Annotated in this window: 8 protein-coding genes and 1 pseudogene; 6 read left to right on the top strand and 3 right to left on the bottom strand. The window is 72.8% G+C overall.

Annotation, left to right across the window (positions count from 1 at the left end; translation table 11 throughout):
• Positions 1-48: 48 nt before the first annotated feature.
• Positions 49-1,410, bottom strand: a complete 1,362-nt coding sequence (locus ACFCV8_RS32555; protein WP_376689100.1) for a cation:dicarboxylate symporter family transporter — start codon at positions 1,408-1,410, stop codon at positions 49-51.
• 167 nt (positions 1,411-1,577) lie between these two features.
• On the opposite strand from ACFCV8_RS32555, the gene ACFCV8_RS32560 reads away from it, so the two are divergent.
• From ACFCV8_RS32560 to ACFCV8_RS32570, 3 genes are all read left to right on the top strand, one after another.
• Positions 1,578-3,365 (top strand): ATP-binding protein, encoded by a 1,788-nt coding sequence (locus ACFCV8_RS32560; protein WP_376689101.1) that lies wholly within the window; start codon positions 1,578-1,580, stop codon positions 3,363-3,365.
• Positions 3,362-4,039, top strand: a complete 678-nt coding sequence (locus ACFCV8_RS32565) for a response regulator (protein ID WP_376689102.1) — start codon at positions 3,362-3,364, stop codon at positions 4,037-4,039. The genes ACFCV8_RS32560 and ACFCV8_RS32565 overlap by 4 nt, the downstream gene beginning before the upstream one ends.
• Before the next feature lie 102 nt (positions 4,040-4,141).
• Positions 4,142-4,870, top strand: a complete 729-nt coding sequence (locus ACFCV8_RS32570; protein WP_376689103.1) for an XRE family transcriptional regulator — start codon at positions 4,142-4,144, stop codon at positions 4,868-4,870.
• Positions 4,871-4,951: 81 nt separating this feature from the next.
• Here ACFCV8_RS32570 and ACFCV8_RS32575 read toward each other — a convergent pair whose 3' ends face one another.
• Both ACFCV8_RS32575 and ACFCV8_RS32580 read right to left on the bottom strand, forming a co-directional pair.
• Positions 4,952-5,953 carry a helix-turn-helix domain-containing protein gene (locus ACFCV8_RS32575; protein ID WP_376689104.1) on the bottom strand — a complete coding sequence of 334 codons (1,002 nt, stop codon included), beginning with the start codon at positions 5,951-5,953 and terminating at the stop codon, positions 4,952-4,954.
• Positions 5,954-6,113: 160 nt separating this feature from the next.
• Positions 6,114-7,073: pseudogene (locus tag ACFCV8_RS32580) on the bottom strand (6-phosphofructokinase); the annotation flags it as partial.
• A gap of 217 nt (positions 7,074-7,290) precedes the next feature.
• Here ACFCV8_RS32580 and pta point away from each other — a divergent pair.
• The 3 genes from pta (at position 7,291) to pyk (ending at position 12,201) form a co-directional block, all read left to right on the top strand.
• A complete protein-coding gene (gene pta / locus ACFCV8_RS32585; RefSeq protein WP_376689105.1) occupies positions 7,291-9,363 on the top strand; it encodes a phosphate acetyltransferase in 2,073 nt (690 codons plus the stop codon).
• 7 nt (positions 9,364-9,370) lie between these two features.
• Positions 9,371-10,696 carry an acetate kinase gene (locus tag ACFCV8_RS32590; protein WP_376689106.1) on the top strand — a complete coding sequence of 442 codons (1,326 nt, stop codon included), beginning with the start codon at positions 9,371-9,373 and terminating at the stop codon, positions 10,694-10,696.
• A gap of 74 nt (positions 10,697-10,770) precedes the next feature.
• Complete coding sequence (gene pyk / locus ACFCV8_RS32595) at positions 10,771-12,201, top strand: pyruvate kinase (protein WP_376689107.1); 1,431 nt, start codon at positions 10,771-10,773, stop codon at positions 12,199-12,201.
• Positions 12,202-12,254: the final 53 nt, after the last annotated feature.

The following is a 12,254-nucleotide window of genomic DNA, read 5'->3' on the forward strand; positions in this document are numbered from 1 at the left end:
CCACGGAATCGTCCGTGCCGGCCCCGGCCGTCGTGTACCGCAGGGCGGTTACGCCTTGGCCGTGGCGGCCTCGGCCTCGCGGGGCGCCGGTACGCCGGCGGTGCCGTCGCTCTCGCCGTCCTGGGCGAGCATCTGCTCGTTCCAGGGGAGGGCGCCGGAGAGGACCTGGTCCACCCGCTCCTTGTCGATCTCCTTGGTCCAGGTGCCGACCAGGACGGTGGCCACGGCGTTGCCCGCGAAGTTCGTCAGGGCGCGGGCCTCGCTCATGAAGCGGTCGATGCCGACGATCAGGCCGACGCCGTCGACCAGGCCGGGGCGGTGCGACTGGAGGCCGCCCGCGAGGGTGGCCAGGCCCGCGCCGGTGACCCCGGCGGCGCCCTTCGAGGCGACGATCATGAAGAGCAGCAGCGAGATCTGCTCACCGGCGCTCAGCGGGTCGCCCATGGCGTTGGCGATGAAGAGCGAGGACATCGTGAGGTAGATCGCGGTGCCGTCGAGGTTGAAGGAGTAGCCGGTCGGCACGGTGATGCCGACGACCGGGCGGCTGACGCCCAGGTGCTCCATCTTCGCGATGAGCCGCGGCAGGGCGGACTCGGAGGAGGAGGTGGACAGGATCAGCAGGAACTCGCGGCCCAGGTACTTCAGCAGGGAGATCAGGTTGACCCCGGCGACCAGCCGCAGGATCGTGCCGAGCACCACGAAGACGAAGATCGCGCAGGTGAGGTAGAAGCCCACCATGATGATGGCGAGAGACTTCAGCGCGTCGACGCCGGTCTCCCCGACCACCGCGGCCATCGCGCCGAAGGCGCCGACCGGGGCCGCCCACATGATCATGGCGAGGATGCGGAAGACCAGGCGCTGGATGTGGCCGATGCCGCGCAGCACGGGCTCACCCGCCGAGCCCATGGCCTGGAGCGCGAAGCCCGCGAGCAGGGCGACGAGCAGGGTCTGGAGGACCTCGCCCTCGGTGAAGGCGGAGACGATCGTGGTCGGGATGATGCCGAGCAGGAAGTCGCTGGTCGACTCGCTCGCCCCGGCCGCCTGCTTCTCGCCCGCGGCGCGCACCGCCTCGGTGAGGTGCAGACCCTGGCCCGGCTCCAGGAGGTTGCCGACGAGCAGGCCGATGCCGAGCGCGACGGTCGACATCACCAGGAAGTAGCCGAGGGCGAGGCCGCCGACCGCGCCGACCTTGGCGGCCTTGCGGACCGACCCGACGCCCAGCACGATCGTGCAGAAGATGATCGGCGAGATCATCATCTTGATCAGGTTCACGAAGCCGGTGCCGATCGGCTTCAGTTCGACGGCGACACCCGGGGCCGCGAAGCCCACCAGGATGCCGAGCGCCACGGCCGCGATCACGGCCAGATACAGATAGTGCGTGCGGTCCCGCCTGGCGGCTGCCACTCCCACGGGAATTCTCCTCGGCTCGTCCGGGTCACTCCCCCGTCCCTGGGGGCGCAAGGGCAGCTCCGACGGTCCGGGCCGGAAAAACCCCCGGTGAATATCTCGCTCCCTGTGACGCCGGTCACCGTTGCGTGCATTTCGTTCACCAGTTTTCGGCCAGGCACACTGGGGCCATGCGTCTCCCCCGTACCCGTCCGCGCAGCCTGGCCGGTCAGCTCTTCGCCATGCAGGTGGTGCTGATGACGGCGGTGGTGGCGGGGTGCGCGTTCTTCGCGTACGCCTCCGGCAGCGGGCAGGCGAAGGAGACCGCGGCCAAGCAGGTGCGGGCGGCCGCGCTGTCGGTCGCCGACTCGCCGTCCGTACGGGAGGCGATCCGCACCCCGGACCCGTCCGCCGTGCTCCAGCCGTACGCGGAGCGGGTGCGCGAGGACACCGGGATCGCGTTCGTCACGATCATGTCCCCGGACCGGGTCCGCTGGACGCACCCGGACGCGGGGCTGATCGGCGAGAAGTTCCTCGGGCACACCTCGCGGGCGCTGCGCGGCGAGACCTTCACCGAGACGTACACCGGCACCCTCGGCCCGTCGATCCGGGTCGTCACCCCGGTCCGGGACGGCGGCCGGATCGTCGGCCTGGTCAGCGCGGGCATCACCGTGGACCGGGTCTCCTCGCAGGTGCGCGACCAGCTCGGGGCGCTGGGGCTGGCGGCGGGCGGGGCGCTGGCCCTCGGCGGGATCGGCACGTACGTGATCAACGCGCGGCTGCGGCGCCACACCCACGGGATGAACGCGGCCGAGCTGAGCCGGCTGCACGACTACCACCAGGCCACCCTGCACGCGGTCCGCGAGGGGCTGCTGATGCTCGACGGGCGGCGCCGGATCGCGCTGATCAACGACGCGGGCCGGGAGCTGCTGGGGCTGGCCCCGGGGGCGGTGGGACGCCGGGTCGACGAACTGGAGCTGCCCGCTCCGCTGACCGGGGCGCTGCTGGCCGACGGGGAGCGCGTCGACGAACTGCACCTGACCGCGGACCGGGTGATCGTGGTCAACACCCGCCCGGTGGTCGGCGGCGAGCAGCGCGGCACCGTGGTGACCCTGCGCGACCACACCGAACTCCAGGCGCTCTCCGGCGAGTTGGACTCCGAGCGGGGGTTCACCCAGGCGCTGCGCTCGCAGGCGCACGAGGCGGCGAACCGGCTGCACACCGTCGTCTCGCTGATCGAACTGGGCCGGGCCGAGGAGGCGGTGGGCTTCGCCACCGCGGAGCTGGAGCTGGCCCAGGTCCTCACCGACCGGGTGGTGGGCGCCGTCGCCGAGCCGGTGCTGGCCGCGCTGCTGCTCGGCAAGGCGGCCCAGGCGAACGAGCGCGGGGTGGAGCTGGTGCTCGCCGACGACAGCCTGATCGACGACGGGGCGCTGCCCGCGACGCTGCCGCAGCGGGACCTGGTGACGATCCTGGGCAATCTGATCGACAACGCGGTGGACGCGGCCTCGGAGGCGGCGACCGCCGCGCCCGGCGCCGTACCCGCCCAGCGCGGGCCGGACGGCGGCGGCGGCGGCGTCCGGGCCACCCGTGCCCGGGTCACGGTGACCGCGCTCGCCGAGGAGGGCGAACTGCTGCTGCGGGTCGCCGACACCGGCGCCGGGATCGCCCCGAAGGACGCCGCCGAGGTGTTCGACCGCGGCTGGTCGACGCACGGCAGCGGCCGAGGCATCGGCCTCGCGCTCGTCCGGCAGGCGGTGCACCGGGCCGGCGGCACGGTGACGCTGGACGGCGGGCCGGACGGCGGTGCGCGGTTCACGGTGCGGCTGCCGCTGACCGGCACGGGCCGCCCCGGCCCCGTGCGGACCGGTTCCGTACCGAGCGGCCCCGTACAGACCGGCCCCGTACAGACCGGCCCCGTGCAGACCGGTCCCGTGCAGACCGGTCCCGTGCAGACCGAGAAGGAGGCCACGGCATGATCCAGGTGCTCGTCGTCGAGGACGACCCGGTCGCGGCGGACGCCCACCGGATGTACGTGGAGCGGGTCCCCGGCTTCGCGGTGGCCGCCGTCGCGCACTCGCGGGCGGAGGCGGTACGGGCGCTGGAGCGCACCCCGGTCGACCTGCTCCTGCTCGACCTGTACCTGCCCGACGGGCACGGCCTGCAGCTGCTGCGCGCCCTGCGCGCGGCCGGGCATTCGGCGGACGTCATCGCGGTGACGTCGGCGCGGGACCTGGCGGTGGTCCGGGAGGGGGTGTCGCTCGGGGTCGTCCAGTACGTGCTGAAGCCGTTCACCTTCGCCACCCTGCGCGACCGGCTGGTGCGGTACGCGGAGTTCCGGGCGGCGGCCGGGGAGGCGAGCGGCCAGGACGAGGTGGACCGGGCGCTGGGCGTGCTGCGCTCCCCCGAGCCGGCCCGGCTGCCGAAGGGGCTGAGCGGCCCCACCCTGGAGGCGGTGACCCGCGCCCTGCGGGCCGCCCCGGACGGGGTGACGGCCCGGGCGGCCGGTGAGGAGCTGGGCATCTCCCGGATCACCGCCCGCCGCTATCTGGAGCACCTGGTGACGGTGGGGCGCGCGGTGCGCAGCCCGCAGTACGGGCAGATCGGCCGTCCGGAGCTGTACTACCGCTGGGTGAGCCGGAGCGGCCGCTGAGCCGGGCCGGGCGGGCGTGGCGCCGCGGCCGCGCCCGTGATCGGCAAAGGACTTCTCGGACGATCCTACGATTCGCGGATATCGGTGGAACACACCGTGGTCATGCCACTTCTTGACTCCTACCGTGGGGCCGTGTCCCCCTCCCCGCCGTTCAACGCCCCCGCCGCGCGCCGGCTCCGCATGGCCCTGGGGATGATTCCCGGGCATGTCGCGTACGGGCTGGCGGCCCAGTACGGACTGCGGATCAGCGCCGAGACGGTGGTCGCCTGGGAGCGCGGTCTCGCGGTGCCGAGCACATACGAACTCACGGCGCTGGCCGGTGTGTTGTGGTGCTCGCCGGACGAACTGCTCACCGCGGCGCGCACCCTGAGCGAGCACCGGACGGCGAAGCGGCTGAGCGCCGAGGAGCTGGCGAGGCTGGTGGGGCTGAGCACCTCCGCGTATCTGCGGATGGAGGAGGCCGGGCGCTGGCGCGGCAACGAGCGCCAGTCCGCGGCGCTCACCGAGGCGTTGGGGCTGACGGCGGCCGGTTTCGTGACGGTCTCCGGCCGGGACGAGGAGCTGACGGAGCTGCTGCGCGCCGCGGCGACCACGCGCTGGCAGGCGCAGCTGCGTGCGGTGGCGAGGCTGGTGCCGCTGGAGCGCGGTTTCCTCCAGGACCTGCTGGCGGAACTGCACTCCGACTACCAGTCGCTGATGGTGTCGACACTGGGCTGGAGCAGTACGGGTACGGAGCGGCCCGGGTCGACGGGCGACGCGGGGCGGGAGTTCCTGGCGACGGTCCTGGAGCGGTTCTGGAGGGCGGCGGGGGTGCCCGGCCCGGAGAAGTGAACCGCCGAAGGGCACGGCGGCGCGGTCGGCCGATGGCCACCGGGCCGAAGCCATGAACCGCCGAAGGGCGCGGCGGCGCGGTCAGCCGGAGGCCACCGGGTCGAAGGAGAACAGTCTGCCCCGGTCCGGCCCCTCGCAGCTCGTCTGCACCAGCTTGGCGCCGCGCGCCGTGCTCCTGTCCTCCGTGCCGACGCAGAGCCGGGTGTGGGCGGGGAGGATGCGGTAGCCCTCGGCCGGGCTGCCCACCGGCTGGATCAGGAACTCCTCCGCCTTGCCCCGCAGCCCGCACTCCTGGTCCTGGAGCGGGGCCCCGGTGTCGGGTGCCCCGTCGATGACTCCGGTGCAGCCCTTCTTGTAGACCGGGTGGTCGGTCACGATCCGCCAGAGGTCGTCGCCCAGCGGCAGGAGCGAGAAGCTCGGGATCGTCTCCTGCGCGCACGGCACCTGGTACAGCCACCCCTGGTCCGTTCCCCGCTTCTCGGAGAAGCAGAGCCCGGAGTGCACGGAGCGCAGCCGCACCGTCCGCCCGGCGACCGGGCCGGCCACCGGGCCGTTCGCCCGGTCGCCGCCCTTCGCGGCGTCGTCGTTCGCGTCCTGGTCGCCGCCGCGGGCGAGCAGGGCGGCGGTCACTCCGGCGGCGGCGAGGACCACGGCCGCGACGACGGCCGCCGTCAGGGCGCGGGTGCGGCGGCGGGGAGCGGGGGGCCCGGGGAGCGGGGCGGCGGGCGGCTCGGAGGAGAGCGTTCCGGTGAGGGCGGGCGCGTCGCCCGGCGGTTCGCCGGTGGCGGTGCGCTGTCCGTGGGCGGCGAGTTCCGCGCGTACCGCGAGCCAGTCCCGTACCCGGTCGGGGCCGAGGCCGCAGGCCCGTACGAAGGCGGCGAGCAGCTCCTCGCGGGGGACCGAGGCGCGGGCCAGCATGTTGGCGATGGTGGAGCGCGGCAGCACGTCGCCGGCCGATTCGGCGCGCTGGGCCAGCTCGCGGAAGGTCAGCCCGGAGGCGTCCTTGAGCTTTTGCAGCAGGGCGACGAACTCGGGTGCGCTGTACGCCTCCCGGGGGTCCGGGGCCCTGTCCTCGACCGTCATGCGCCGTACCCCTCCCCTGGGTTCCGCGCCCGGACAGGGCTGGGACATGTCCGGGACAGGGCCAAGCCTTGTTGATCCGGCGCGGCTGCTCAAGAGTGGTTTTTGGCACCGCGACCGCTCCGGACCGGCCGTCCCGGAGCGGTCGCGGGCAGCGGGGAACGGCGAGCGGCACCATCTCGATCTCCGTGCCGCGCAGCGCCGTCATCCTGCCGAAGTCGCCCCGGTGCGCGGCCTCGACCGCGTGCCAGCCGAAGCGGGTGGCGAGCACCCGGTCGTACGCGGTCGGCGTGCCGCCCCGCTGCACATGGCCGAGAATGACCGGCCGGGCCTCCTTGCCGAGCCGCTTCTCCAGCTCGATGGCCAGCCGGTTGCCGATGCCCTGGAAGCGCTCGTGGCCGTACTGGTCGATCTCGCCCTTGGCGTACGGCATGGAGCCCTCGGCCGGGTGGGCGCCCTCGGCCACGCAGATGACCGCGAACTTCTTGCCGCGCGCGAAGCGTTCCTCGACCATCTTCACCAGGTCGTCGACCTCGAAACGGCGCTCGGGCAGGCAGATGCCGTGGGCGCCGCCGGCCATGCCGGACTCCAGCGCGATCCAGCCCGCGTGGCGGCCCATCACCTCCACGACCATGACCCGCTGGTGCGATTCGGCGGTGGTCTTGAGGCGGTCTATGGCGTCGGTGGCGACACCCACCGCGGTGTCGAAGCCGAAGGTGCGGTCGGTGGCGGAGATGTCGTTGTCGATGGTCTTGGGGACGCCGACGACGGGCATCCCGGCGTCGGACAGCATCCGGGCGGCGGTGAGGGTGCCCTCGCCACCGATCGGGATGAGCGCGTCCATGCCGTAACGGCGGCTCAGCTCGGCGCAGTTCTCGGCGGCCTCGCGGAGCCGGTCGCGCTCCAGGCGGGCCGAGCCGAGGATGGTGCCGCCGCGGGCGAGGATGCCGCTGACGGCGTTGAGGTCGAGGGGGCGGAAGTGGCCGTCGAGGAGCCCCTTGAACCCGTCCTCGAAGCCGATCACCTCGTCCCCGTGGCCCACCACGGCGCGGTGCACGACCGAACGGATCACGGCGTTCAGACCCGGACAGTCGCCGCCTGCGGTGAGAATTCCGATGCGCATCGTGCTGGGTCTCCTGCTCACTAGTGCCGTGCCGCGTCGGGGGGACGTACGGATACCCCCCTTGCCCCGAGCCACCACGATTGTCCCACGAGAGGTCTGGACCTTGCGCCCGTGGCTGCCGCGGGGCCGGTTCTCCCGGCGGGCGGCGCCTCGGGGCCCCCGGGTATCGTCAACATGGCAATACCATCCCAAACCGCAGACGGACGGGAGAACACGCGTGACGCGCAGCGTGTACGTGACCGGGATCGACCGGGGAGACGGCCGTCAGGTCGTCGATCTGGGAGTCATGGAGCTCCTGACGCGTCAGGTGGACCGGGTCGGTGTCTTCCGCCCGCTCGTCCACGACGGACCCGACCGGCTCTTCGAGCTGCTGCGCTCGCGCTACCGCCTCCCCCAGGACCCCGATTCGGCCTACGGGCTCGACTACTACGAGGCGTCCGCCCTCCAGGCCGAGCTGGGCACCGACGAGCTGGTCTCGCGGCTGGTCGACCGGTTCCACCAGGTGGCGCAGAAATACGAGGTGGTGCTGGTCCTCGGCACCGACTTCGCCGCCACCCAGCTCCCCGACGAGCTGGCGCTCAACGCCCGTCTGGCCAACGAGTTCGGTGCCTCGGTGATCGCGGTGGTCGGCGGGAAGGGCCAGACCGCGGAGTCGGTGCGGGCCGAGACCCGCAACGCCTTTCGCGCGTACGCCGGGCTGGGCTGCGACGTCATCGCGATGGTCGTGAACCGGGTGGCGGCGGAGGACCGCGGGGCCATCGCGGAGCGGCTGACGGCCACGCTGCCCGTCCTGTGCTCGGTGCTGCCGGACGACGCGGCGCTCTCCGCGCCGACCGTCGCCCAGATCACCTCGGCGCTCGGCGGCCGGGTGCTGCTCGGCGACGACTCCGGGCTCGCCCGGGACGCGCTGGACTTCGTCTTCGGCGGCGCGATGCTGCCGAACCTGCTGAAGGCACTGACCCCGGGGTGCCTGGTGGTGGCGCCCGGGGACCGGGCCGACCTGGTGGTCGGTTCGCTCGCCGCGCACAGCGCGGGCACCCCGCCCATAGCGGGGGTGCTGCTGACGCTGGACGAGCACCCCGGCGAGGAGATACTCACGCTGGCCGCGCGACTCGCACCGGGCACCCCGGTCGTGTCGGTGGCCGGCGGATCGTTCCCCACCGCGGGCCGGCTCTTCGCCCTGGAGGGCAAGCTGAACGCCGCGACGCCGCGCAAGGCGGAGACCGCGCTCGGTCTCTTCGAGCGCCATGTGGACACCCAGGCCCTGCTGGAGCGGATCTCGGTGGCCCGCAGCGGCCGCGTCACCCCGATGATGTTCGAGCACGAGCTGCTGGAGCAGGCCCGCGCCGACCGCCGCCGGGTGGTCCTCCCCGAGGGCACCGAGGAACGGGTGCTGCGCGCCGCGGACGTACTGCTGCGCCGCGACGTCTGCGACCTGACCCTGCTGGGCGAGCCCGACGTCATCCGCAAGAAGGCCGCCGACCTCGGCATCGACCTCGCCGGAACCCGGATCGTCGACCCGCAGAGCTCCGAGCTGCGCCGCAGGTTCGCCGAGCGGTACGCCGAGCTGCGGGCGCACCGCGGGGTCACGGTGGAGCTGGCGTACGACGTCGTCGCGGACGTGAACTACTTCGGCACCCTGATGGTCCAGGAGGGGCTGGCGGACGGCATGGTCTCCGGGGCCGTGCACTCCACGGCGGCGACGATCCGCCCGGCGTTCGAGATCATCAAGACGAAGGAGGAGGCGTCGATCGTCTCCTCCGTCTTCTTCATGTGCCTGGCCGACAAGGTGCTGGTGTACGGCGACTGCGCGGTCAATCCGGACCCGGACGCGGAGCAGCTCGCCGACATCGCGGTGCAGTCGGCCGCGACCGCCGCCCGGTTCGGGGTGGAGCCCCGGATCGCGATGCTGTCGTACTCGACGGGCACCTCGGGTTCGGGCGCCGACGTCGACAAGGTGCGCGAGGCGACCGACCGGGTGCGGGCGAGCAGGCCGGACCTGCGGATCGAGGGCCCGATCCAGTACGACGCCGCGGTGGAGCCGAGCGTCGCCGCGACGAAGCTGCCCGGCTCCGAGGTGGCGGGGCAGGCGACGGTGCTGGTCTTCCCGGACCTGAACACCGGCAACAACACGTACAAGGCGGTGCAGCGCTCGGCGGGGGCGGTGGCCGTCGGGCCGGTGCTCCAGGGGCTGCGCAAGCCGGTGAACGACCTGTCGCGCGGCGCGCTCGTCCAGGACATCGTCAACACCGTGGCCATCACGGCGATCCAGGCGCAGGGCAAGGAGTGAAGAACGGATGACCGTCCCGACCACCGAGGACACCGCCGGGGACCGCACCGGGGCGGGCGCGTACCGCGTACTGGTCCTCAACTCCGGCTCCTCGTCGGTGAAGTACCAGCTGCTCGACATGAGCGACCGGACCCGGCTCGCGGTGGGGCTGGTCGAGCGGATCGGCGAGGAGACCTCGCGCCTGGTGCACACCCCGCTGCTGGGCGGCGGTGCCGAGACCCGCGAGCGGACCGGCCGGATCGCCGACCACGAGGAGGCGCTGCGGGCGGCGGCCGAGGAGCTGGCGGCCGACGGGCTGGGCCTGGACTCGCCGCGGCTGGCGGCGATCGGCCACCGGGTGGTGCACGGCGGGCTGCGGTTCACCGAGCCGGTGGTGATCGACGAGGCGGTGCTGGAGGAGATCGAGCGGCTGGTCCCGGTGGCCCCGCTGCACAATCCGGCGAACATCACCGGCATCCGTACCGCACAGGCCCTGCGGCCGGACCTTCCGCAGGTGGCGGTCTTCGACACGGCCTTCCACACGACGATGCCGGAGTACGCGGCGCGGTACGCGATCGACACGGAGACCGCCGACGCGCACCGCATCCGGCGCTACGGGTTCCACGGGACCTCGCACGCGTACGTCTCCCGCAAGGCCGCCGAGCTGCTGGGCCGTACCCCCGAGGAGGTCAATGTCATCGTGCTCCACCTGGGCAACGGCGCCTCGGCCTCGGCGGTGGCGGGCGGCCGGTGCGTGGAGACCTCGATGGGGCTGACGCCGCTGGAGGGGCTGGTGATGGGCACCCGGTCCGGGGACGTGGATCCGGCCGTCACCTTCCATCTGATGCGGGTCGCGGGGATGTCGGCGGACGAGATCGACGCGCTGCTGAACAAGCGGAGCGGCCTGGTCGGGCTCTGCGGCGACAACGACATGCGCGAGATCCGGCGCCGGGTGGACGCGGGGGACGAGCGGGCGGCGCTGGCCTTCGACATCTACGTGCACCGGCTGAAGAAGTACATCGGCGCCTACTCGGCGGTGCTGGGCCGGGTGGACGCCGTGGTGTTCACCGCGGGGGTCGGGGAGAACTCGGCGCCGGTACGGGAGGCCGCCGTCGCCGGCCTGGAGGAGCTGGGCCTGGCGGTGGACGCGGACCTGAACGACGTACGGTCCGGCGAGCCGCGGCTGATCTCGCCCGGCTACGCGCGGGTCGCGGTCGCCGTGGTGCCGACGGACGAGGAGCTGGAGATAGCCGTCCAGACCTTCGCCCTCGTCGGCCCGGACGGCGGGGGCGACGGGCAGGCCGGCGGGGGCGGCGGACGGCCGGACGGGGCCGTCGGAGAGGTCCACAACTGAGCACCCCCGCGCCCCTTTGTATCTTCCGCCAGACGGAATATTCCGTAGCGAAACAAACCGATAGGATCCGCCCCATGCGCCGTTCCAAAATCGTCTGCACACTCGGTCCCGCCGTCGACTCCCACGAGCAGCTCGTCGCTCTGATCGAGGCCGGCATGAGCGTGGCCCGTTTCAACTTCAGTCACGGCAGCCACGAGGAGCACCAGGCCCGTTACGACCGGGTCCGCCGGGCCGCCGCCGAGACGGGCCGGGCGATCGGCGTGCTCGCCGATCTCCAGGGCCCGAAGATCCGGCTGGCGAAGTTCGCCGAGGGCCCGGTCGAGCTGGTCCGCGGTGACGAGTTCACCATCACCGCCGAGGACGTCCCGGGCGACAAGTCGATCTGCGGTACGACGTACAAGGGCCTGCCCGGCGATGTCGCCAAGGGCGACCCGATCCTGATCAACGACGGCAACGTCGAGCTGAAGGTCGTCGCGGTCGAGGGCCCGCGGGTGAGGACGATCGTCATCGAGGGCGGCGTCATCTCCGACCACAAGGGCATCAACCTGCCCGGTGCGGCGGTCAACGTCCCGGCCCTGTCCGAGAAGGACGTCGAGGACCTGCGCTTCGCCCTGCGGATGGGCTGCGACCTGGTGGCGCTCTCCTTCGTCCGGGACGCCGACGACATCAAGGACGTCCACAAGGTGATGGACGAGGTGGGCCGCCGGGTCCCGGTCATCGCCAAGGTGGAGAAGCCGCAGGCCGTCGAGCACATGGAGGGCGTCGTCATGGCGTTCGACGGTGTGATGGTCGCCCGTGGCGACCTGGCCGTGGAGTACCCGCTGGAGAAGGTCCCGATGGTGCAGAAGCGCCTGGTGGAGCTCTGCCGGCGGAACGCCAAGCCGGTGATCGTGGCGACCCAGATGATGGAGTCGATGATCACCAACTCGCGGCCGACCCGCGCCGAGGCGTCCGACGTCGCCAACGCGATCCTGGACGGCGCGGACGCGGTCATGCTGTCGGCCGAGTCCAGCGTGGGCGCGTACCCGATCGAGACGGTCAAGACGATGGCGAAGATCGTCGTCGCCGCCGAGGAGGAGCTGCTCTCCAAGGGCCTCCAGCCGCTGGTGCCGGGCAAGAAGCCGCGCACCCAGGGCGGTTCGGTGGCCCGTGCGGCCTGCGAGATCGCGGACTTCCTGGACGGCCGGGCGCTGGTCGCCTTCACCAAGTCCGGTGACACCGCCCGCAGGCTCTCCCGCTACCGGGCGGCCCAGCCCATCCTGGCCTTCACCACCGACGAGTCCACCCGTAACCAGCTCGCGCTGAGCTGGGGCGTCGAGGCCCATGTCGTCCCGCACGTGGACAACACCGACGCGATGGTCGACCTGGTCGACGGCGAGCTGCTGAAGCTCGGCCGCTACAACGCGGGCGACACCATGGTCATCACGGCCGGTTCGCCCCCCGGCATCCCCGGCACCACCAACATGGTGCGGGTGCACCACGTCGGCGGCGGCGCCCGCGACTGACGCCGGTCCCGACGGACGGCCGCGGGCCGCACTCCCGACGAGGAGTGCGGCCC

The sequence above is a fragment of the Streptomyces sp. NPDC056347 genome (assembly GCF_042262625.1).
Lineage (GTDB): Bacteria > Actinomycetota > Actinomycetes > Streptomycetales > Streptomycetaceae > Streptomyces.